Origin of the sequence: Rhizobium viscosum (genome assembly GCF_014873945.1) — a bacterium.
Lineage (GTDB): Bacteria > Pseudomonadota > Alphaproteobacteria > Rhizobiales > Rhizobiaceae > Rhizobium > Rhizobium viscosum.
In genome coordinates, this window is the sequence record NZ_JADBEC010000001.1 from 3,590,825 (window position 1) to 3,613,205 (window position 22,381).

Annotated in this window: 21 protein-coding genes; 16 read left to right on the forward strand and 5 right to left on the reverse strand. The window is 61.3% G+C overall.

The window, feature by feature from the left end; translation table 11 throughout:
• Positions 1-194: 194 nt before the first annotated feature.
• The 11 genes from H4W29_RS17605 (at position 195) to H4W29_RS17655 (ending at position 13,516) form a co-directional block, all read left to right on the forward strand.
• Positions 195-1,430 (forward strand): ABC transporter substrate-binding protein, encoded by a 1,236-nt coding sequence (locus H4W29_RS17605; RefSeq protein ID WP_192730045.1) that lies wholly within the window; start codon positions 195-197, stop codon positions 1,428-1,430.
• Between the two features lie 208 nt (positions 1,431-1,638).
• Positions 1,639-2,544, forward strand: a complete 906-nt coding sequence (locus tag H4W29_RS17610; protein WP_192730046.1) for a carbohydrate ABC transporter permease — start codon at positions 1,639-1,641, stop codon at positions 2,542-2,544.
• A 4-nt stretch (positions 2,545-2,548) separates the two neighbouring features.
• A complete protein-coding gene (locus H4W29_RS17615) occupies positions 2,549-3,481 on the forward strand; it encodes a carbohydrate ABC transporter permease (RefSeq protein ID WP_312872319.1) in 933 nt (310 codons plus the stop codon).
• A 4-nt stretch (positions 3,482-3,485) separates the two neighbouring features.
• Positions 3,486-4,577: an ABC transporter ATP-binding protein gene (locus H4W29_RS17620; RefSeq protein ID WP_192730048.1), complete on the forward strand. Its 1,092-nt coding sequence runs from the start codon at positions 3,486-3,488 to the stop codon at positions 4,575-4,577.
• A gap of 125 nt (positions 4,578-4,702) precedes the next feature.
• Positions 4,703-7,168 carry a beta-mannosidase gene (locus tag H4W29_RS17625; protein ID WP_192730049.1) on the forward strand — a complete coding sequence of 822 codons (2,466 nt, stop codon included), beginning with the start codon at positions 4,703-4,705 and terminating at the stop codon, positions 7,166-7,168.
• 39 nt (positions 7,169-7,207) lie between these two features.
• Positions 7,208-7,972 carry a sugar phosphate isomerase/epimerase family protein gene (locus H4W29_RS17630; protein WP_192730050.1) on the forward strand — a complete coding sequence of 255 codons (765 nt, stop codon included), beginning with the start codon at positions 7,208-7,210 and terminating at the stop codon, positions 7,970-7,972.
• 8 nt (positions 7,973-7,980) lie between these two features.
• The gene (locus H4W29_RS17635) at positions 7,981-9,114 is read left to right on the forward strand and encodes a Gfo/Idh/MocA family protein (RefSeq protein WP_192730051.1); all 1,134 of its coding nucleotides are present in this window, start codon (positions 7,981-7,983) and stop codon (positions 9,112-9,114) included.
• Between the two features lie 340 nt (positions 9,115-9,454).
• Entirely contained in the window at positions 9,455-10,486 is a 1,032-nt protein-coding gene (mgrA, locus tag H4W29_RS17640; RefSeq protein WP_192730052.1) for an L-glyceraldehyde 3-phosphate reductase, read from the forward strand.
• Between the two features lie 225 nt (positions 10,487-10,711).
• Entirely contained in the window at positions 10,712-12,325 is a 1,614-nt protein-coding gene (locus tag H4W29_RS17645) for a glycoside hydrolase family 43 protein (RefSeq protein WP_192730053.1), read from the forward strand.
• A 7-nt stretch (positions 12,326-12,332) separates the two neighbouring features.
• Entirely contained in the window at positions 12,333-12,833 is a 501-nt protein-coding gene (locus H4W29_RS17650) for a GNAT family N-acetyltransferase (RefSeq protein ID WP_192730054.1), read from the forward strand.
• A 350-nt stretch (positions 12,834-13,183) separates the two neighbouring features.
• On the forward strand, positions 13,184-13,516 hold the full coding sequence (locus H4W29_RS17655; protein WP_192730055.1) for an RcnB family protein: 333 nt from the start codon (positions 13,184-13,186) through the stop codon (positions 13,514-13,516).
• A gap of 283 nt (positions 13,517-13,799) precedes the next feature.
• Here H4W29_RS17655 and H4W29_RS34375 read toward each other — a convergent pair whose 3' ends face one another.
• The 3 genes from H4W29_RS34375 to H4W29_RS17665 all read right to left on the reverse strand — a co-directional run bounded on the left by H4W29_RS34375 (position 13,800) and on the right by H4W29_RS17665 (position 16,404).
• The gene (locus H4W29_RS34375) at positions 13,800-13,979 is read right to left on the reverse strand and encodes a hypothetical protein (protein ID WP_246517214.1); all 180 of its coding nucleotides are present in this window, start codon (positions 13,977-13,979) and stop codon (positions 13,800-13,802) included.
• A complete protein-coding gene (gene zigA, locus H4W29_RS17660; RefSeq protein WP_192730056.1) occupies positions 13,976-15,181 on the reverse strand; it encodes a zinc metallochaperone GTPase ZigA in 1,206 nt (401 codons plus the stop codon). Before zigA ends, H4W29_RS34375 begins: the two co-directional genes overlap by 4 nt.
• A gap of 242 nt (positions 15,182-15,423) precedes the next feature.
• Positions 15,424-16,404 (reverse strand): zinc ABC transporter substrate-binding protein, encoded by a 981-nt coding sequence (locus H4W29_RS17665; protein ID WP_192730057.1) that lies wholly within the window; start codon positions 16,402-16,404, stop codon positions 15,424-15,426.
• 102 nt (positions 16,405-16,506) lie between these two features.
• Between H4W29_RS17665 and H4W29_RS17670 the strand changes: the two genes are divergently transcribed.
• Genes H4W29_RS17670 through H4W29_RS17680 form a run of 3 tightly spaced genes read left to right on the forward strand, consistent with a single transcriptional unit; the run spans position 16,507 to position 18,687 of the window.
• Complete coding sequence (locus H4W29_RS17670) at positions 16,507-17,484, forward strand: ATP-binding cassette domain-containing protein (protein ID WP_192730058.1); 978 nt, start codon at positions 16,507-16,509, stop codon at positions 17,482-17,484.
• Complete coding sequence (gene znuB / locus H4W29_RS17675) at positions 17,477-18,292, forward strand: zinc ABC transporter permease subunit ZnuB (protein ID WP_112546870.1); 816 nt, start codon at positions 17,477-17,479, stop codon at positions 18,290-18,292. The genes H4W29_RS17670 and znuB overlap by 8 nt, the downstream gene beginning before the upstream one ends.
• Positions 18,289-18,687, forward strand: coding sequence for a Fur family transcriptional regulator (locus H4W29_RS17680; protein ID WP_007814087.1), 399 nt, complete (start codon positions 18,289-18,291; stop codon positions 18,685-18,687). The genes znuB and H4W29_RS17680 overlap by 4 nt, the downstream gene beginning before the upstream one ends.
• A 110-nt stretch (positions 18,688-18,797) precedes the next feature.
• Here H4W29_RS17680 and H4W29_RS17685 read toward each other — a convergent pair whose 3' ends face one another.
• The gene (locus tag H4W29_RS17685) at positions 18,798-19,544 is read right to left on the reverse strand and encodes a phosphotransferase family protein (protein WP_192730059.1); all 747 of its coding nucleotides are present in this window, start codon (positions 19,542-19,544) and stop codon (positions 18,798-18,800) included.
• Between the two features lie 201 nt (positions 19,545-19,745).
• Here H4W29_RS17685 and H4W29_RS17690 point away from each other — a divergent pair, with 201 nt between their 5' ends.
• Positions 19,746-20,519, forward strand: a complete 774-nt coding sequence (locus tag H4W29_RS17690) for a gamma-glutamylcyclotransferase (protein WP_192730060.1) — start codon at positions 19,746-19,748, stop codon at positions 20,517-20,519.
• A gap of 26 nt (positions 20,520-20,545) precedes the next feature.
• On the opposite strand, the gene H4W29_RS17695 is transcribed toward H4W29_RS17690, so the two are convergent.
• Complete coding sequence (locus H4W29_RS17695) at positions 20,546-21,577, reverse strand: aldo/keto reductase (RefSeq protein WP_192730061.1); 1,032 nt, start codon at positions 21,575-21,577, stop codon at positions 20,546-20,548.
• 168 nt (positions 21,578-21,745) lie between these two features.
• On the opposite strand from H4W29_RS17695, the gene H4W29_RS17700 reads away from it, so the two are divergent.
• Positions 21,746-22,366 carry a TetR/AcrR family transcriptional regulator gene (locus H4W29_RS17700; protein WP_192730062.1) on the forward strand — a complete coding sequence of 207 codons (621 nt, stop codon included), beginning with the start codon at positions 21,746-21,748 and terminating at the stop codon, positions 22,364-22,366.
• The last annotated feature ends 15 nt before the right edge of the window (positions 22,367-22,381 follow it).

Consider the following 22,381-nt stretch of genomic DNA (forward strand, 5'->3'; position numbering starts at 1 on the left):
CAATGCTATATAACAATGCTGCAATTGCGAGACCGCTTGCTTACACTTTTCTTACGGAGCAAAGATGGAACCCGCTATTGCTCTCATAGGCTGTAATAGTGCCTTTCACAGAAAATTTTGCGAGCGGGCGGTTGCGCGGATAAATCGATTGCTCTAAGTTTTTCCGGCAACGTTTCAGTGAGGGAGGAGAACTCATGAAAATCCGTATGATGGCGGCCGTGCTTGCCGCTTCCGTGACCATTCCGTTTGGCGCCGCAAAGGCCACCGATCTCGAAGTCACCCATTGGTGGACCTCGGGCGGTGAAGCTGCCGCCGTGGCTGAGCTGGCAAAGGCATTCGATGCCACCGGCAACCATTGGGTGGACGGCGCAATCGCCGGTTCCGGCAGCACTGCGCGTCCGATCATGATCAGCCGCATTACCGGCGGTGACCCGATGGGTGCGACCCAGTTCAACCACGGCCGTCAGGCCGAGGAGCTCGTCCAGGCTGGTCTGATGAAGGACCTGACCGATGTGGCGACCGCAGGCAAATGGAAGGACATCATCCGTCCGTCGACCCTGCTCGATTCCTGCACGATCGACGGCAAGATCTATTGCGCACCGGTCAACATCCACTCCTGGCAGTGGCTGTGGCTGTCGAATGCCGCCTTCCAGAAGGCCGGCGTTGCGGTTCCGAAGAACTGGGATGAATTCGTCGCTGCCGCTCCGGCTCTGGAAAAGGCCGGCATCGTTCCCCTCGCAGTCGGCGGTCAGGGCTGGCAGGCAAGCGGTGCTTTCAACGTTCTGATGATCGCCATCGGCGGCAAGGACAACTACCTGAAGGTCTTCAAGGACAAGGATGCCGCCGTGGCAGCCGGCCCTGAGATCGCCAAGGTGTTCAAGGCTGCCGACGATGCGCGTCGCATGTCCAAGGGCAGCAACGTGCAGGACTGGAACCAGGCCACCAACCTCGTCATCACCGGCAAGGCCGGCGGCCAGATCATGGGTGACTGGGCGCAGGGCGAATTCCAGGTCGCCAAGCAGGTTGCCGGCAAGGACTATACCTGCCTTCCGGGCCTCGGCGTGAACGAGATCATCTCTACCAGCGGTGACGCCTTCTACTTCCCGCTCCAGAAGGATGCCGAGAAGGCGAAGGCTCAGGACGTGCTTGCCGCCACGCTTCTCGACCCGAAGACCCAGGTTGCCTTCAACCTGAAGAAGGGCTCGCTGCCGGTTCGCGCCGATGTCGATATCTCGGCCGCCAACGACTGCATGAAGAAGGGTCTCGAGATCCTTGCCAAGGGCAATATCGTCACCAGCTCCGATCAGCTCGCTTCGCCCGATACGACCAAGCAGATCGAAGACCTCTTCGCCGAGTTCTTCGCCAATACCACGATGACGCCCGACGCAGCACAGAAGCGCTTCGCCGACATCATCGCCGCCGCCGACTGATCCTCGGTCCTCAAGCCCATCAGGTCCGGTCCTGCATGTCGCGGGGCCGGATCGCGCCGCCGGATCTCTGATCCTTTCGGCGACGGCACGTCACACCGGCTGCGGTCGCGCCAAGACCGCATCGCGGTTGCGACAGGGAGGGGAAGGGCGGCCGTCTTTCGGATGGAGCCCCGATCACCGAAGCGACTGTGCTTCAGGAGGAAACTCAATGACAGGTCAAGCGAAAGCCGGCCGACCGTTTAAACTGTTCCGCAATCTGAATTCCAAGATTGCCTCCATCCCCATGATCCTCACCGCCATGGTCATCTTTCTCGGTGGCACGATCTGGACGGTGGTCTATTCCTTCACCAATTCCAAGCTTCTTCCGCGATTGAACTTCGTCGGCATCGAGCAATATCAGCGTCTCTGGGCCGCCCCGCGCTGGGTCGTGTCCATCGAGAATCTGGCGATCTACGGCATTCTGTCGCTGATCTTCAGCCTGGTGATCGGTTTCATGCTGGCGGCTCTCATGGATCAGAAGATCCGTTTCGAGAACACGTTCCGCACGATCTTCCTCTATCCTTTCGCGCTGTCCTTCATCGTCACCGGTCTCGTGTGGCAGTGGATCCTCAATCCGGAATTCGGGGTCCAGGCGGTCGTGCGGTCACTGGGATGGACGAGCTTCAGTTTCGATCCGCTCTATACGTCCGAAATCGTCATCTACGGGGTGCTGATCGCTGCCCTCTGGCAGGGCACCGGCCTTGTGATGTGCCTGATGCTCGCAGGGCTTCGCGGCATCGACGAGGATATCTGGAAGGCTGCCCGCGTCGACGGCATTCCGATGTGGCGGACCTATCTCTTTGTCATCATTCCGATGATGCGGCCGGTCTTCATCACCACGCTCGTCATCATCGCCAGCGGCATCGTCAAGGTCTACGACCTCGTGGTCGCCCAGACCAGCGGCGGTCCGGGCATCTCGTCGGAAGTGCCGGCGAAATACGTCTACGACTACATGTTCCAGGCGCAGAATCTCGGTCAGGGCTTTGCAGCTTCGACCATGATGCTGGTGACAGTAGCGATCATCATCATTCCCTGGGCATATCTGGAATTTGGCGGAGGGCGCAAACGTGGCTGACAATATCGCTCTCAAGGCCGTCAATGGCGGCGACACTCCCTTCGAGAAGAAGTCGGTTTCCGGTCCGTCCGGGCCAAAGCCGCGGCCGGTGGTTTCGGCCCGCAACATCATCGTCTACGGCACGCTTTTCGTGGCTGCCGTCTACTACCTGATCCCGCTTTACGTGATGGTCGTCACTTCGCTCAAGGGGATGCCGGAAATCCGGCTCGGCAACATCTTCGCGCCGCCGATGGAAATCACCTTCGAACCCTGGGTCAAGGCCTGGGCGACGGCCTGCACCGGCCTGAACTGCGACGGTCTTTCTCGCGGTTTCTGGAACTCGGTACGCATCACCGTTCCCTCGGTCATCGTTTCCATCGCGATTGCCTCGGTCAACGGCTATGCTCTGGCGAACTGGCGGTTCAAGGGATCGGAATTCTTCTTTGCGGTCCTCATCATCGGCGCGTTCATTCCCTATCAGGTCATGATCTATCCGATCGTCATCATCCTGCGCGAAATCGGCATCTACGGGTCGCTCACCGGTCTCGTCATCGTGCATTCGATCTTCGGCATGCCGATCCTGACGCTGCTCTTCCGCAACTACTTCGTGTCGCTGCCGGAGGAACTCTTCAAGGCGGCGCGTGTCGACGGGGCGGGCTTCTGGCAGATCTTCCTTAAGATCATGCTGCCGATGTCGCTGCCGATCTTCGTCGTCGCGATGATCCTGCAGGTGACCGGCATCTGGAACGACTTCCTGTTCGGCGTGGTTTTCACCCGGCCGGATACCTATCCGATGACCGTACAGCTCAACAACATCGTCAATTCCGTCCAGGGCGTGAAGGAATACAACGTCAACATGGCCGCAACGATCCTGACAGGACTCGTGCCGCTCGTCGTCTATTTCGTGTCGGGACGGCTTTTCGTCCGTGGCATCGCCGCTGGCGCAGTGAAGGGTTGATCCAATGAACATGAATGCAAGTGTTTCCATCAAGGACTTGTCGCTGAACTTCGGTGCGGTCAGCGTGCTCAAGGATCTGAACCTCGACATCAACGACGGCGAATTCCTGGTGCTGCTCGGATCTTCCGGCTGCGGCAAGTCGACCCTGCTGAACTGCATTGCCGGGCTGCTCGACGCCTCGGAAGGGCAGATCTTCATCAAGGGCAAAAACGTCACCTGGGAAGAGCCGAAGGACCGCGGCATCGGCATGGTGTTCCAGTCCTATGCGCTTTATCCGCAGATGACTGTCGAAAAGAACCTCTCCTTCGGCCTTCGCGTCGCCAAGGTGCCGCAGCCCGAGATCGACAAGCGCGTGGCGCGTGCCTCCGAGATCCTGCAGATCCAGCCGCTTCTGAAGCGTAAGCCAGCCGAGCTTTCCGGCGGTCAGCGCCAGCGTGTGGCGATCGGCCGTGCGCTGGTGCGCGATGTCGACGTCTTCCTCTTCGACGAGCCGCTGTCGAACCTCGACGCCAAGCTGCGCTCGGAACTGCGTGTCGAAATCAAGCGCCTGCACCAGTCGCTGAAGAACACGATGATCTACGTCACGCACGACCAGATCGAGGCGCTGACGCTCGCCGACCGTATCGCCATCATGAAGAGCGGCATCATCCAGCAGCTCGACGATCCGACGACGATCTATAACAGGCCGCGCAATCTCTTCGTCGCCGGCTTCATCGGTTCGCCGTCCATGAACTTCCTGCAGGGAGAACTGGTGAAATCAGGCGATGGCATCGCCTTTACCGCCAATGGCGTCAACTTCTCGCTCGCCGCCTATGACGGCGTGTCGAAGTTGCAGCCCGGCCGCAAGGTGGTGCTCGGCGTTCGCCCCGAGCACATCAAGGTCAACGAGAATACCGGCGGTGAAGAGCATGATGCCACCGTCGACATCGAAGAACCGATGGGTGCGGACAATCTTCTGTGGCTGAAACATGCCGGTCACACGATGTCTGTACGCATCAACGGTGCGCGCCGCTTCAACGTCGGCAGCAAGGTGAAGCTCAGCTTCGACATGGCGCTCGCCTCGGTCTTCGATGCCGAAAGCGAGTTGCGCCTCTAGAAAGTTCTGCGGGCGGTGCCGGAAACGTCGTCGCCCGATCCTCCAATTGGCCGTCTGGCCAGCCAAATTCGGCCGCAGTCCGGCTTGTCCGGCACTCCCAGGAGCGGCTCGATCAGGATAAGACTATGACATCCTTGCCGAAGAACGGTTTCAACATCGAACTTTCGGGTTCGTGGCAGCTTGCTTCCGCCGATGGCGAGATCCGCAGCGTCATCACGCTGCCGGGCGACGCGCACACGGCGCTGCACCGCGCGGGACTGATCCCGGATCCCTATTTCGGCCGAAACGAGGAAAAGGTGCAATGGGTCGCCGAGCGCGAGTGGGTGGTGGAGCGCAGCTTCACGCTTCCTGACGCCGAAGGCGACTGGTATCTCGACATCGACTATCTCGACACGGTCGCCAGCGTTCACGTCAACGGTTTCCTGGCGCTGGAGGCCGATAACAGCTTCCGCCGCTACCGGCCGGATGTTTCGAGCATGCTGAAAAAGGGTGAGAACACGATCCGCATCGTGTTTGCCTCCAACGTCGCTGCCGGTGCCGCGCGGCAGAAGCAACAGCCCTTCTACATTCCCTACAGCACAGGCAACTCGCCGATCCCTGACGGCAACATGCTACGCAAAGCGCAGTGCCATTTCGGCTGGGACTGGAACATTGCCATTGCCCCGCTCGGCCTTTACGGCACGATTGCGCTGAAGAAGCTGGAGACTGCGCGCATCGAGCATGTGCTGACCCGCCAGACGCATAATGCCGATGGCTCGGTGGAATTGCAGGTCACGGCGACGCTTTTTGCCAAGGATCCCGGCATCGCGCAGCTCTATTTCGATCTCGACGGCGAACGCGTGCGGCTCGATGTCGGCGTCAATGCCGGCGAGACGAATGTCAACCATGTCTTCCAGATCGACAATCCGCGCCTCTGGTGGCCCTCGGGCAGCGGCGAGCAGGCGCTTTATATGCTGACCGTCGAACTGCCGTCCGACAGCGTGAAGAAGCAGATCGGCCTGCGCACCATCGAGCTCATCACCACGCCGGATGCGGCCGGCAGCCGTTTCGCCTTCAAGGTCAACGGTCGTGAGATCTTCTGCCGCGGCGCCAACTGGATCCCGGCGGACGCGCTCTTCTCGCTATCTTCTGAGGAAAAGACAGAGGATCTCTTACAGTCGGCCAAGGCCGCCAACATGAACATGATCCGCGTGTGGGGCGGTGGCTTCTACGAACACGACTGGTTTTACGATATCTGCGACCGGCTCGGGCTGATGGTCTGGCAGGACTTCATGTTTGCCTGCAACCTCTATCCCTCGACCGAGGATTTCCTGGAGAATGTTGCCGTTGAAGTGGACTATCAGGTCCGCCGGCTCTCCTCGCATGCATCGATCGCGCTCTGGTGCGGCGATAACGAGCTCGTCGGCGCGCTTACCTGGTTCGAGGAGTCCCGTAGGGATCGTGACCGCTATCTCGTTTCCTACGACCGCCTGAACCGCACCATCGAAGTGGCGGTGAAGAAGGCGTTGCCTGGCGCCCTCTGGTGGCCTTCGAGCCCGGCCTCCGGCTATCTCGATTACGGCGATGCCTGGCATGCGGATGGTTCCGGCGACATGCACTACTGGTCGGTCTGGCACGAGAACAAGTCGTTCGACAATTACCGCTCGGTGCGCCCGCGCTTCTGCTCGGAATTCGGCTTCCAGTCCTATACGTCGCTGCCGGTTATCAAGACCTATGCCGACGCCAAGGACATGAACGTGGCATCGCCCGTCATGGAGCTGCACCAGAAGAATGCCGGCGGCAACGAGCGCATTGCCGGGACGATGTTCCGCTACTTCCGCTTCCCGAAGGATTTCCCGAATTTCGTTTATTTGAGCCAGATTCAGCAGGGTCTGGCGATCAAGACGGCGGTGGAATACTGGCGCTCGCTGAAGCCCCATTGCATGGGCACGATCTACTGGCAGCTCAACGACACCTGGCCGGTCGCTTCCTGGTCGAGCCTCGATTACGGCGGGCGCTGGAAGGCGATGCATTATCTCGTCAAGCGCTTCTTCCAGCCGGTGGCGGTGGCCGCGATCCCCTCGGAGGATGGCAAGTCGATCCGCTTCTCGCTGGTCAATGACACGCTCGAAGATGTCAGCGTCGATCTCTCCATCTCCATCCTGACGATGAAGGGCGAGCGCAAGCACCTGAAGAGCGTGCAGGCCATGTGCGCGCCGGATGCGGCCTGCACCGCTGCGACGCTCGACATGTCCGAGATCCCCGAGGGCACGCTGCTTGCCTGGCACTTCACCGCATCCAACGGCATGGGCGGCGAGGGGCATTATGTCAACGGCACCTACAAGGCGCTGGAACTGGAGCCGGCGGGTCTTTCCGTCATCCGCGAATTCTTCGAGGAGAACGGCTCGATCGACCTCGATGTCACCGCAAAGGGCCTGGCGCTCTTCGTGATGATCGAGACGGACGTTGACGGCAAATATTCCGACAACGCCTTCGACCTGGCTGCCGGCGAAAGCCGCCGCATCACCTTCACCCCGGCAAAGCCGCTCGAAAAGGGCAAGCTGCCGGAATTCCGCTTCTACGACCTGCATTCCTGCCAGTCGGCAGATTGATCTTACGTGAGAACGGGCACGAGGCCCGAGGAGGATGACATGACCAAGCTCAGCTATCAGCTCTATAGCGCCCGCAATTTCCCGCCGCTTTCGGCGATCTTCGAAAAGCTCGGCAAGGCCGGTTACGCCGAAGTCGAAGGTTTCGGCGGCATCTATGCCGAACTCGACGAAGCCGGCCTCAAGAGCCTGCGCGCCGATCTCGACAAGAATGGCCTCGTCATGGCGACCGGCCATTTCAGCCCCGATTTCCTCGATGGCAATGTCGAGAAGTCGCTGCAGATCGCCAAGATCCTTGGCATGGATTCGATCTATGCGCCGCACCTGATGCCCGACCAGCGCCCGACGGATGCGGCCGGCTGGCTCGCCTTCGGCAAGCGCCTGCAGGCAATGAGCAAGCCCTACAAGGATGCGGGCTACGAATTCGGCTGGCACAATCACGACTTCGAATTCGTGAAGCTTTCGGACGGTTCGCTGCCGATCGAGCGTATCTTCGAAGGCGCGCCTGATATCACCTGGGAAGCGGATATTGCCTGGGTCGTTCGCGGCGGTGCCGATCCCTATGCCTGGGTCGAAAAGCTTGGTGACCGTATCAGCGCCGTCCATGTCAAGGATATCGCACCGGCTGGCGAAGCCACGGACGAAGGCGGCTGGGCCGATGTCGGCCATGGCACGATCGGCTGGGCGAAGCTGCTTCCGGTCGTCAAGGCCAAGACCAAGGCCAAGCATTTCGTCGTCGAGCACGACAATCCCAATGATATCGACCGCAACATCACGCGCTCGATCGCTTCCTTCAAGACCTACTGAGGCAGACCATGACCAAGGAACTTGGCGTCGGCATCATCGGATGCGGCAATATCTCCACCACCTATTTCTCGCTTTCACCGCTCTTCAAGGGGCTGAAGGTGCTCGCCTGCGCCGATATCAACGTGCAGGCGGCAAAGCAGCGCGCCGAAGAATATGGCGTGACGGCACAGACGATCGAAGAGCTTCTCGCCAATGACGAGATCGACGTCGTCGTCAACCTGACGATCCCGGATGCGCATTATCCGGTGTCGAAGGCAGCCCTCGAAGCCGGCAAGCACGTCTATTCGGAAAAGCCGCTGGTGCTCTCGCTGGAGCAGGGCGAAGAGCTTCGCCGCATCGCCAAGGAGAAGGGCCTCGCCGTTGGCTGCGCGCCCGATACATTCCTCGGCGGCGCGCATCAGCTTGCGCGCAAATTCGTCGATGACGGCGGTATTGGCCGCATCACGTCGGGCGCCTGCTACGTCATGGGCCCGGGCATGGAAATGTGGCACCCGAACCCGGACTTCTTCTTCCTGCCGGGCGGCGGCCCGATCCTCGACATGGGGCCGTATTACATCGCCAACCTGATCAACCTGGTCGGACCGGTGAAGCGCGTTGCCGGCTTGACTTCGATGGCGTCGGAAACCCGCACCATCACCAGCCAACCGCGCAATGGCGAGATCATCCCGGTCAAGACGCCGACGACGATCCAGGCACTCCTGGAATTCGTTTCCGGCGCCACCATCACGCTGACGGCAAGCTGGGATGTCTGGTCGCACCGCCATGCCAATATGGAGCTCTACGGCACGGACGGTTCGCTCTACGTGCCGGACCCGAACTTCTTCGGCGGCGTCGTAGAGGCCAGCGGCCGCGACAAGGACATCAAGGCGCTGGAAGCCTGGGATCACCCCTTCGGCAAGTTCAACCAGGAAAGCCCGAACGGCCCGCGCGCCAACTACCGCACGGCCGGCCTTGCCGACATGGCCATGGCGCTGATCGAGGGCCGCGATGCGCGCTGCTCGCTCGACCGCACGCTGCACGGCGTCGACATCATGACCTCGATCCTGAAGTCGGGTGCGGAAGGACGTTTCGTGGACCTCACGACCACCTGCACGCAACCGGCTGCGCTGGGCATCGAAGAGGCGCAGGCGCTGTTGAAGTAAGGTGAGGGCGTTTTCCGGGGCCTCGCCAGGCCCCGGAAAACCGGTACGGCCACAGCCGCGTCGTCATCCTCGGCCTTGTCCCGAGGATCTGCTAAGGGCGCAGCAGATGCTCGGGACAAGCCCGAGCATGACGGCATCCGCGGGTGGGACTTGCCATAAAGCCATGTCGGTACGTGAAGTCGCAGAGAACACGCGCCACGCGCTTGCCGTATCGGTGTGCTTGATCCAATAGTGCCGTCGCGCCCGGCCCCATACGAGGGGCAGCAACGTTTTCAGCTTTCGACTGCCGCCTGATGCGGTCACGAAAGAGAAGCACTTTTACAGGTTGAGGAGACCTCAGATGAGCTGGCAACCGGCCGAAGACCGTTATTCGAAGATGAAATATAACCGCACGGGCCGTTCCGGCCTGAAGCTACCGGCCGTTTCCCTCGGCCTGTGGCACAATTTCGGCGGTGACACCCCGCATGACCGCAAGGTCGACATGTGCCGCACGGCCTTCGATCTCGGCATTACCCATTTCGATCTCGCCAACAATTACGGCCCGCCTCCCGGCAGCGCCGAGACGGCATTCGGCGAGATCCTGCGCACCGATTTTGCCGGCTTGCGCGACGAGCTGATCATCTCTTCCAAGGCTGGTTACGACATGTGGCCGGGTCCTTACGGCGAGTGGGGCAGCCGCAAGTATCTCGTCGCCTCCTGCGACCAGAGCCTTGAGCGCATGGGCCTCGATTATGTCGACATCTTCTATTCGCACCGTTTCGATCCTGATACCCCGCTGGAAGAAACCTGCGGCGCGCTCGACTACATCGTGCGTTCGGGCCGCGCGCTCTATGTCGGCATTTCCTCCTATAATTCGCAGCGCACCCGCGAGGCAGCTGCCATTCTGAAGGATCTGGGCACGCCCTGCCTCATCCACCAGCCGAGCTATTCCATGCTCAACCGCTGGGTCGAGGACGACAAGCTGCTCGATACGCTCGATGAGGTCGGCATGGGCTCGATCGTGTTCTCGCCGCTTGCCCAGGGCATGCTGACGACGAAATATCTCGGCGGCATTCCCGCCGACAGCCGCGCGGCGCAGAACCACTTCCTCAAGAAGGATTTCATCCGCCCCTCGATCATCGACAATATCAAGAAGCTCAACGAGATCGCCGAGAAGCGCGGCCAGACGCTGGCGCAGATGGCGATCGCCTGGGTGCTGCGCGGCGGTCGCGTGACCTCGGCGCTCATCGGCGCCAGCCGCTCCTCGCAGATTGTCGATTGCGTCGCCGCACTTGGCAATCTCGAGTTTTCGGCGGAGGAGCTGAAGCAGATCGATGTCTATGCCAAGGAGGCCGACATCAACCTCTGGGCCAAGTCCGCAGAGCTGGAGTAAATTAGGCGAGGGGAGTTTGGGGCAGCACAGTCGCCCCAAACTCCCTCATTCCTATGCCTGTTGCAGGAATCCATCTGCCGCGCGTCTGCGCGGCGAGAAGAGTCCTTTCAGCCCAAGGACTTGGGCTGGCTGGATCTCTGTGACAAGCACAGAGATAAGGGAGGAGGAGAGCTCCTCACTATCATCTGACGTACGTACTGCAATTTTACCCTTGGAGGAGCCGCCATGATCCGCAATCCCATCCTGCCCGGGTTCAATCCCGACCCGTCCATCTGCCGCGTCGGCGACGACTATTACATCGCGACCTCGACCTTCGAATGGTATCCGGGTGTGCAGATCCATCACTCGCGCGATCTGGTGAACTGGAAGCTGGTGCGCCGGCCGCTGGAGCGCGCCTCTCAGCTCGACATGCGCGGCAATCCTGATAGCTGCGGCGTCTGGGCACCGTGCCTTTCCTATGCGGACGGACAGTTCTGGCTGGTCTATACCGACGTCAAGCGCTTCGACGGCAACTTCAAGGATGCGCATAATTACATCGTGACTTCGCCCACCATCGAGGGCGAATGGTCCGAGCCCGTCTACGTCAATTCCTCGGGCTTCGACCCGTCGCTCTTTCATGACGAGGACGGGCGCAAGTGGTTCGTCAACATGCAGTGGAACCACCGTACCGAAAGCTATGGCGGCTCGCCGAAATCGCCGGCTTTCGACGGCATCCTGCTGCAGGAATGGGATCCGCAGACGAAGGCGCTGAAAGGCCCGATCAAGAACATCTTCGCCGGCAGCCCGCTCGGTCTGGTCGAGGGCCCGCATCTCTTCCGCAAGAACGGCTGGTACTACCTGACGACGGCCGAAGGCGGCACGGGTTACGACCATGCCGTGACGATGGCGCGCTCGCGCAACATTGACGGTCCCTATGAGCTGCATCCGAACCGGCACCTGATCACCTCGAAGGATAATCCGGAGGCGGCGCTGCAAAGGGCAGGGCACGGGCAGTACGTCGAGACGCCTGATGGCCAGGTCTATCACACCCATCTTTGCGGCCGGCCGCTGCCGCCGAAGCGTCGCTGCACGCTGGGGCGCGAGACGGCGCTGCAGAAATGTGCCTGGCGCGAGGATGGCTGGCTCTATCTGGAAAACGGCACGGTTGTTCCCGATATCGAGGTGCCGGGCCTTGGCGGTGCCGTGCGGGCGGAAAAGCCTGTTCGTAGCGAATATTCCTTCGATGGCGGCAAGCTGCCGGATGATTTCCAGTGGCTGCGCACGCCGAGGCCGGAGCGCATCTTTAATCTGACCGAACGCCCCGGCCATCTGCGCCTCATCGGCCGCGAAAGCATCGGTTCCTGGTTCGAACAGGCGCTGGTCGCCCGCCGGCAGGAGCACCACAGTTTTCGCGCGGAAACGGTGGTGGAGTTTGCGCCGGATACCTATCAGCAGGTGGCCGGTCTCACGCACTACTATAACCGCCACAAGTTCCATGCCGTGGTCGTGACCCTGCATGAGAAGCTCGGCCGCTGCGTGACGATCTTCTCCTGCGACGGCGATTACCCACATGGTCGCATGAGCTTCCCGGCGGAAGCCGGCGTGGCGATCCCGGCTGACGGGCGTGTGCAGCTCTCGATGGAGATCCGCGAAAACGACCTGCAATTCTTCTGGCAGACGGAAGGCAAGGGCGCCTGGCAGCCGATCGGCCCGGTTCTCGACGCAGGCGTCGTCTCGGATGAAGGCGGGCGCGGGGAGCATGGCTCGTTTACCGGCGCCTTCGCCGGCGTCTTCGCTTTCGATACGTCGGGCCGGGCAAAGACAGCCGATTTCGACTGGTTCAACTATGAGGAACTGTGAGCCGACGATGGCAGACGATATCCGCATCGAGCCGATGACCGAAGCACATATCGAGAGCTTTCACCGGGCTCTCGATACGGTGGCGCGCGAGCGGAAATATCTGACCCTGCTCGAGGCTCCGCCGCTTGAGGATACGCGCAAATTCGCGTTGTCGTCGATTGGAAAGGGGAATGTGCATCTCGTTGCTCTCGATGGCGACGAGCTGATCGGCTGGTGCGATATCCGCCGGCACTTCTTTCCCTCGCAAGCCCATTGCGGCTCGCTCGGCATGGGCTTGCTGCCGGATTATCGCGAGAAGGGGCTCGGCCGCCGGTTGATCGAGGCGGCGATAGCAGCGGCGCGTCAGGCCGGCATGATCCGCGTAGAATTCGGCGTGCATGCCGACAATGCGCGGGCGATCCGGCTTTATGAGAGCGTTGGTTTCGTGCGGGAAGGGGTGAGCCGCGATGCCTTCTGCGTCGATGGCGAGTACACGGATGTCATCAACATGGCGCAGATTTTAAGATAAGCGCGGCCGGCGGAGGCTTGCTCCGTCTTCTCCCCAGCGGGGAGAAGACACGTGTCGCAATGTCTCGTTTCACCCTCTTAAGCGCAGGCTCACAACCAGCTGGCAGCAGGCCCATGAAAGGCCAGCGACATCGACGAAAACACCACCCTCCAATGCCATTCTCATCACGCCTGATTACACAGTCGTGATCCCCGGCGGCATGATCTCGCTATCGCACATTAGTCCGAAATTAGAATATTAGGAATTCAGCATAATCTACCGATTTCATTACGGATTTTTAATTTTATTTTCAGATTTCGTTCATTTTCGCAGACGTAATTTCGGGGCGTCATCAACACGAGGAAACCCTCATGAAAAAGATTTTTGCAGCTCTTCTTTCTGCCTCTTTCCTGCTCTCGCCAATCATCGCATCGGAAGCCAGTGCGGCCGATCACCACCGTCCGCCGGTCGTCGTCCACAAGAAGGTCGTCGTCGAGAAAAAGGTCGTCCGTCGACATCACTGGTCCAGGGGTTACCGCATGTCGGCTGCCGAGCGCGGCCGCTACGGCGAAGTCCGCGACTACCGCCGCTACCGCCTGGCACCGCCGCCGCGCGGCTATCACTGGGTGAGGGCCGATAACGACTACCTTCTCGTCGGCGTCGCCACTGGCGTGATCTCCAGCATTATTGCTGCCGGTCGGTAAATTTGGACGGATATGGAAAAAGGGGCGGCTTCTGGCCGCCTTTTTTGTTTTTGTGCTGCGGTGATGGCGGGCCATGTGCCGTGGGGCACCCCCCTCTGGTCTGCCGACCATCTCCCCCACAAGGGTGGAGATTGGCTGGGGCGCCGATTTCCCCAAACAATCAAGGTTGCAAACTGCACAAGGTCGAAGAAGTGCGGAGGTCAAGCCGCTTGTCGATCTCCACCCTTGTGGGGGAGATGGCCGGCAGGCCAGAGGGGGGTGCCCCAGGGCACACCGTTCAATGCTAATCCTGCCGCCGCGACGGCAATACCCGCTCAGCAATGATACCGAGAAGCCTCTTCGGCTTCCGCGCCTCACTCGCCGCCGCTTCCCCATAGGTCAGCGGATGCAGCCCTTCGATCGGCGGCAGGGGTTCACATTCGATGCACAGGCACCGGTAGGGTTTGATTGCCGTTGCCCTCATGCTGCCTGCCGGGTCCAGCTGACGAACGGATCGGGCAGGTTGCGCCAGCGCTCCGGCGTGAAGGCATCGCTTTCCACCAGACAGGCATCGAGTTCCCGCCTGATCCAGGCCTCATCCATTGGGTCGGCGCCGATGAAGACGATTTCCTGGCGGCGGTCGCCCCAGATGGGGTCGAGATAGGGGTTGATTGCTCGCAGGAAGGCTGCTTCCTGTGGCCATTGTTCGCGTGGGACTGCTGCCCACCAGAGGCCCATCTTGCCGGTGCGCACGATGGCGCCCGCCTGGCTGATCTCCCCGACATAATGCGGGCGGGTGGCGAGCCAGAAGAAGCCCTTGGCGCGCACGACACCCGGCCAACTCTTGTCGAGGAAGGCCTGCAGTTTGGCGGGGTGGAAGGGGCGCCTCTCGCGGTAGACGAAGGAGCGGATGCCGTATTCCTCGGTTTCCGGCACATGGTCCTTAAAACCGTGCAGTTCCTTGTACCAGAGCGGATGGGTCTCGGCCCTGTCGATATCGAAGCGGCCGGTGCCGAGCACATCCTTCAATGCCACCTTGCCGAAATCCGTCTCGATGATGCGGGCATCGGCGTTGAGGCCGGTGATGATCTTCCGGGCGGCGTCGCGCTGTTCCTCGCTTGCCGTGCCGATCTTGTTGAGGACGACGATATCGGCAAATTCGATCTGTTCGACGAGAAGATCGATGATCGTCCTGTTGTCGCCTTCGCCGGCGGTTTCGCCGCGGTCGGCGAGGAAGTCGGCGGAGGCGTAATCAGCGAGCAGGTTGGCGGCATCGACCACGGTGACCATCGTATCGAGGCGGGCGATGTCGGAGAGGCTCAGCCCATTCTCGTCACGGAATTCGAAGGTGGTGGCGACGGGCAGGGGCTCGGCAATGCCGGTGGATTCGATCAGCAGGTAATCGAAGCGGCCCTGTTCGGCGAGCTGGCGGACTTCCTTCAGAAGATCGTCGCGCAGCGTGCAGCAGATGCAGCCATTGGTCATTTCCACCAGCTGTTCCTCAGTGCGGGAGAGATTGGCGCCGCCATCGCGCACAAGTGCTGCATCGATATTCACCTCGCTCATATCGTTGACGATGACGGCGACGCGCATGCCCTCGCGATTGGAAAGAACATGATTGAGCAGCGTCGTCTTGCCTGCACCCAGGAAGCCCGAGAGCACGGTAACGGGAAGTCTCTTGTCCATCGTAATCTCCGATTATGTTATAACGTAACAATCGAGCTTGACAAAAAAAGGCGGAACGGGGGTGTCGCCGCCTTCTTTCGCCGCAACTCTCGTGGGAGGGTTGCAAGTCCGGCAGGGCGCGGAAGCGCACTGTTACTGTTCGCTGGAGCATCCTCGGGGCAAGATCGGAGTCGATCTTCTTCCAGGGTTGCGCATTTTGAGTGGCGCATGATCCTTGTCGAAAATCGTTTCCGATTTTCGGGTCATGCGCTGGCAAGGCAATTCCTCATGCTGTCGGCGATGCCGCGCATGAGGGTGAAATAGAGATCGGGGCCGGCGGGCAGGGTGGCAGCTTCGGGGTCCAGTACGCCTGATTTCGCCTTCGTGCCCTCGATTACGACATTGACGAGGCGCGGCTCGAACTGAGGTTCGGCGAAGACGCAGGTGGCGCCAAGATCGCCGACCTTTTTATGGATCTCCGAAACGCGCTCGGCCCCCGGAATGGTTTCCGGGCTGACGGTGATCGAGCCGGCGACGCGGATATGGTAGCGATGCTCGAAATATTGATAGGCATCGTGGAAGACGATGAAGGGCTTGTCTTTCACCGTTGATACTGTCGCGGCGATTTCCTTGTCGAGCGCATCGAGTTTGTCATCCAGCGCCTTGGCATTGGCCTCGTAGGTCAGTGCATTGGCGGGATCGGCGGCGACCAGCGTGGTGGTGATCTCGGCGGCCATGGCTTTGGCATTCATCGGGTCGAGCCAGAGATGGGTGTCGAAGGCGCCGTGCTCATGCTCATGGTCGCCTTCTGCCTCTTCATGAGCATGATCGTGACCGGCCTCGGCGCTTTCATGTTCGTCGCCGTCGTCATGAGCCTCGAACGCCCCGCCTTCGCGGAACGGAAGCTTCACAAGGCCCGGCGCGTCGTCGAGTCGGGCGACGATCGCGTCGGAACCCAGCGATTGCAGCGGCTTTTCGAGGAAGGCTTCGAGGCCGGGGCCGACCCAGAAGATCACCTTGGCATCCTGCAAAGCGCGGGCATTGGAAGGTTTGAGATTATAGGTATGCGGGGAGGCAGCGCCATCAACGATCAGTTCCGGCTTGCCGACGCCTTCCATGATGGCCGATACGAGCGAATGGACCGGCTTGATCGAGGTGACGACGACGGGCGCATCGGCCGCCTGAAGGGACCCGGCGAAGAGTAAGGCCGGGATTGCGAGGGTAAGGCCCATCGCCAGTTTCATCAGATTGCTCCGCTTGAATTGCAATTGTTATGTTATTACATCAATTGCGTTATGCTATAACGTGTGCAATAGCAGGACGCAACAGCACTTTCGGAAAATTTGATGCTCTCTCCCGGAAATACTCTTGCTGGTATGAAGGCCGAACCGCTGGTTTCGCTTGAGAATGTCGGCATTCGCCGCGGCGGCCGCTGGCTGGTGCGCGGTGTGGATTTCTCCGTTTCGCGCGGCGAGATCGTCACGCTGATCGGCCCGAACGGCTCCGGCAAATCGACGAGCGCCAAGACTGCGATCGGCGTCTTGAAGCCGGATGAGGGCAAGGTGACGCGTATCGCCGGCCTCAAGGTCGGCTATGTGCCGCAGAAGCTCGCTGTCGACTGGACGTTGCCGCTTTCCGTGCGCCGGTTGATGACGCTGACCGGGCCACTGCCCGAGGCCGATATCATGGCCGCGCTCGAAGCCGCCGGCATGGCGCATATGCTGGATGCGCAGGTGCAGCATCTCTCCGGCGGCGAATTCCAGCGGGCGCTGATGGCGCGCGCCATTGCCCGCAAGCCCGATCTTCTTGTTCTCGACGAGCCGGTGCAGGGTGTCGATTTTGCCGGCGAGATCGCCCTTTATGAGCTTATCAAGTCGATCCGCAATACGACCGGTTGCGGCATCCTGCTGATCTCGCACGATCTCCATGTGGTCATGGCCGAGACAGATACCGTCATCTGCCTCAACGGCCATGTCTGCTGCCGCGGCACGCCGCAGGCGGTGAGCCAGAGCCCGGAATATGTGCGCCTCTTCGGCAGCCGGGCGGCGCCGACGCTTGCCGTCTACAGCCACCATCACGACCATACGCACCTGCCCGACGGGCGCGTGCTGCATGAGGACGGTTCGGTGACGGATCATTGCTATCCCGAGGATGGGCATCACCATGATCACGGGCATGATCATGCGCATTCGCACGATCACGCAGACGCTCACGCTCATGCTCACGCAGAAGGGGATCATCCCCACGGGCATGCGCATGCCGAGGCTCACGCACATACCCATTCGCAGAGCGGGGCCAAGAACGGGGAGAACCGTCATGCTTGACGATTTCTTCGTGCGCGCCATTCTCGCCGGTGTCGGCCTGGCGCTGACGACAGGGCCGCTCGGCTGCTTCATCATCTGGCGGCGCATGGCCTATTTCGGTGATACGATCGCCCATTCGGCGCTGCTCGGGGTCGCACTCTCGCTGCTCTTCGAGCTCAACCTGACGCTTGCCGTCTTCGTCGTTGCCGCTGTCGTTTCGATCCTGCTGCTCTTCCTGCAGAAGCGCCAGGCGCTCTCGGCCGATGCGCTGCTCGGCATTCTCTCGCATGCCACTCTTGCCATCGGCCTCGTCATGGTCGCCTTCATGACCTGGGTGCGCATTGATCTCATCGCCTTCCTGTTTGGCGATATTCTGGCGGTTTCGACCACTGACATCGCGCTGATCTGGGGCGGTGGTATCTTCGTGCTGGCGGCCATCGCCTGGCTGTGGCGGCCGCTGCTCGCGGCCACCGTCAATCCGGAACTGGCGGAGGCCGAAGGCCTGCAGCCGGAGCGGGCGCGGTTGTTCTTCATGCTGTTGATGGCCGTCGTCATCGCCATTGCCATGAAGATCGTCGGCATCATGCTGATCACCTCGCTCTTGATCATTCCGGCGGCGACGGCGCGGCGCTTTTCCTCGACGCCGGAACTGATGGCGGTGCTTGCTTCGCTGATCGGCGCGGTCGCCGTCGTCGGCGGGCTCTTCGGCTCGCTGACCTATGACACGCCGTCCGGCCCGTCGATCGTGGTCGCGGCCCTCATTCTCTTCATTCTGAGCCTGCTTCCCGCCTGGCGCGGGCGCAGGGACCTGCAAGGACAAGGCTCATGAACGCACCTCAGCTCACCCGCAACCAGTCACTCGTCTTCGACGTGCTCGAAAAGGCCGAGGGGCCGCTCAGCGCCTATACGATCCTCGACAAGCTGCGCGACCAGGGTTTTCGTGCGCCGCTGCAGGTCTACCGCGCGCTGGAAAAGCTGCTCGAATATGGTGTCGTGCACCGGCTCGAAAGCATCAATTCCTTCGTCGCCTGCGCTCATCCGGGCGAAGACTGCCACAGCCACGGTATCGTCGCCTTCGCGATCTGCGAAAGCTGCGGCCAGGTGATCGAATTCCACGACCATGAGGTGGATCACCGGCTGATGGGCTGGGTGCGAAGCCAGAAATTCAAGCCGGCGAAGACGACGATCGAAATCCGCGGCACCTGCGAGGCTTGTGCTGCGTGATCCGTCCTAGAGCATTTCCGTTTTTTCTTCGAAACACGGAAATGCTCTATCTCCTTGTTTTCACGCAATTCCGGACGCAAAACCGCTAAAACACTTTTGCTGGAATTGCTCTAGAGGTTCGCGGGGGCCAGAGATGCGAGATGCAGCAGGTCCTCGTTCTCCTCAGGCACGTTCTCGGCAAGACGGGCGGCGGCGATCACCGGCAGCCAGGCAAAAACCTCGTCCGGGCTCAATTCGGCCGCCTTCGCATAGGTGACGACATAGGCTTCGGCCATTGCCGGAAGTGCGCGGCGCATCAGGAGATAGGTGCGGCAGACGTCGGCGGCCGGATTGCCGCTGCAGGCGTCCAGCCAGTCGACGATCATGGCGTCGCTGCCGGAGCCCATGATATTCCAAGGATGGAAGTCACCGTGGCAGACATTGTCGCCATCCGGCAGCGCGGCAAGTGTCAGAAGCAGCCGGTCGCGCAGGTCTGGTGTCATGACTTCGGCGCTCTCGATATTGGCCGACAGTCTTGTCTTCAACGAGGGGAGGCCGGTGCCGGGCTCGCGGTGCAGGCGCTGGTGGAGTGCTGCCATCTCCTTGATAGCTGACAGTGGCGGCTCCGGCGTCATCTCATCGGCAAGGCTCGTGCCGGTCACGCGATCCATCAGCAGACCCCAGCGACCGTGATAATCGCCGACGACGTGGACCCTGGGCGCAGGCAGCGAAAGCTTTTCCGCGATCGCCAGATTGGCGGCCTCGCGGAAGGCCGGGGCTTTCGGGCGGCCGGGCCTGTAGAGTTTCAGCGCCAGCGTGCCATGCTCAAAGACTTCTGCTTCCTTGCCGGCGCCGAGCAGACGGCCGATTTCGCTCATGTCGGACTCCCCGTTCATTGCGTGTCTTCCAGAGCGATGTGGTGCTGATCCTTGCGGCGGGAAGGGAGGCCAAGAGCATTGATTGTTGCGGCTGTGGAGACACTGTGTCTGTGCCGGCGGGCTTTATCCGGCGCGCCAGGCGTGGATGATGGCCGCGAAATAGGGCCATGCTGATATCCATGGCCTGTCATTGGGGGTGTTATGACGATCAACAATAAACGCTCAGAAGCAGTCGCCTGCTGCGGTGAGGAAATCCTGTCGCGCGAGCTGCTGCTCAGCGGCACTTTTGCTGACCTGATTGCCGGGGAGGCGCCGACGCTCAGGCTTTTGAGCGAGGAGGAACGGCAGGCATCGCTCGCATCGATGCTTGCTGCGCGTCCGGATGGCGATGTCTGGATTTTCGCCTATGGCTCGCTGATCTGGAATCCGATCATTCTGAGCGTCGAAAGCCGGAAAGCCCGCATCGAGGGCTGGCGCCGGTCCTTCTGCCTTGCCACCGTATCCGGGCGCGGGTCGCCCGAAAATCCGGGCCTTGTGCTCGGGCTGGATGCGGGCGGTGCCTGCGACGGCGTGGCTTTGCGTCTGGAAGAAGACGATGTCGTGCACGAACTCGAGCTGCTATGGCGGCGGGAGATGGTGGCCGAGGCCTATATTCCGCGCTGGGTCGATCTGCTTGACGAAGAGGGCGCCCGTTTTGGAAGCGGCATCGCTTTCACCATGAACCCGCAGGCAAACACCTATGCCGGCGGACTTTCCAGGGAAGCGACCGTTCAGCGGCTTGCCACGGCCGCAGGCAGCATCGGCAGCTCGGCCGACTATCTGTTCCGCACGCGTGACGGGCTGCGGGCGCTCGATATGTGGGACGAGCTTCTGGAAGAGCTCGCCGTCGAGGTGGAAGAGGCGCAACGCAGGCTGCAACCATTGCCTGACGAGGAATTTCGTTCCGACGCTGCGCCGAAGACCCCGCTGGGATAGCGGAGCCTTCGATACTGTTTTGCCGATCAGCCGGCGGCGCGTTCGGCGGGCGGACGGCGCCGCAGGCTCGCGGTCTGGATCGCCGGGGTCTTATAATTGGCTTCCAGCGGGCCGGTTTCGGTGCCCGGTGGTACGATGGCGTCGATGGCATCGAGGATTTCGTCGCTCAGACGCACTTGCGCGCCGGCCAGGAGATCATCGAGCTGTTCCATGGTGCGCGGCCCGAGGATCGCCGACGTGACACCCGGATGGGCGATGACGAAGGCAATCGCCATGTGGGTGAGCGAGATGCCGGCACCTTCAGCGAGCGGAATGAGCTGCTCGACGGCATCGAGGCTGTTCTCGTTCGACATCTGCTTGGGGAAATAGGCAACGCGGCTGCTGTCGGGTTGGGCCGCACCCCGGCGGTAACGGCCGGTCAGCATGCCCATGGCGAGCGGGCTCCAGACGAGCGCACCCATGCCATAGCGTTCGAGCGCCGGCAGGACTTCGCGCTCGATGCCGCGATGCAGGATGGAGTAGGGCGGCTGCTCAGTGCGGAAGCGAGCCAGCCCGCGCTTTTCCGCGACCCATTGCGCCTCGATGATCTCGGAGGCGGGGAAGGTGGAGGAGCCGATGGCGCGGATCTTGCCTGCGCGCATCAGGTCGGTCAGCGCCGAGAGCGTTTCCTCGACATCGGTGTCGGGGGCAGGGCGGTGCATCTGGAAGAGGTCGATATAATCGGTCTGCAGGCGGCGCAGCGAATCTTCGACGGCGCGGTAGATCCAGCGGCGCGAGCTGCCCTGCTGGTTCGGGTCCTGGCCCATCGGGATGAAGCATTTGGTGGCGACCACGACATTGTCGCGCCGGCCCTTCAGCGCCTTGCCGACGATCTCCTCGGATTCGCCGTGGCTGTACATGTCGGCGGTATCGATGAAGTTGATGCCGGTATCGAGCGCCTTGTGGATGATGCGGATGGAATCGTCATGATCGGCATTGCCGATGGCGCCGAACATCATGGCGCCAAGACAATAGGGGCTGACCTTGATGCCGGTGCGGCCAAGGGGACGGTATTGCATCTTCGTTTCCTTCGAATCTTGGACTGCTCGCGGGAGCAGGTGAATCTTGAGCTGCCCGTCAGGCAGGCTTTGCGGCTGGCAAAGTCCTGGCAAACAGGGTATAAGGGCGCATCCGGAACGCGGTTCCGTTTATACGGAACAATGTTCCGTTTTGCAAGAGGTGTTGATGTGACTGACGGGACGGACAGTCCGGACGAGGCGCGTGAGGCTGATGGCGGCCATGAAAGGCCTGTAAGAGCGGATGCGCGGCGCAACCTGGATTCGCTGCTGAAAGCCGCCTTGGATGTATTTGCCACCTCCGGCGTGGATGCTCCGGTGCGCGAGATCGCCGACAAGGCAGGGGTGGGCGTCGGCACGCTCTACCGCCATTTTCCGCAGCGTTCGGATCTCATCAAGGCGGTCGTGCGCAACGAAATGGATGCCTGCGCCGATGCCGCCGTGACGCTTGCCGCCGAACACGAGCCGGGAGAGGCGTTGTCACGCTGGATGCTGCGCTTTACGGATTTCATCATGGCCAAGCGCGGCCTTGCCGCGGCACTCCATTCCGGCGACCCGGCCTATCAGGCGCTGCCGGCCTATTTCGACGAGCGCATGATCCCGGCTTTGCAGGGCCTGCTGGATGGGGCCGTTGCCGCCGGAGCAGCACGCGGCGATATCGAGGCGAGCGAACTCCTGCGCGCCGGCGCGCAGCTTTCCAATCTCGGGCAGGGGGATGATCCGGCGGCGACGCGGCGGATGATTGCGCTTCTTGTGGATGGGATGCGTTATGGGGCTGAGGTGAAAGGATGATGTTGCGAGCCGTTG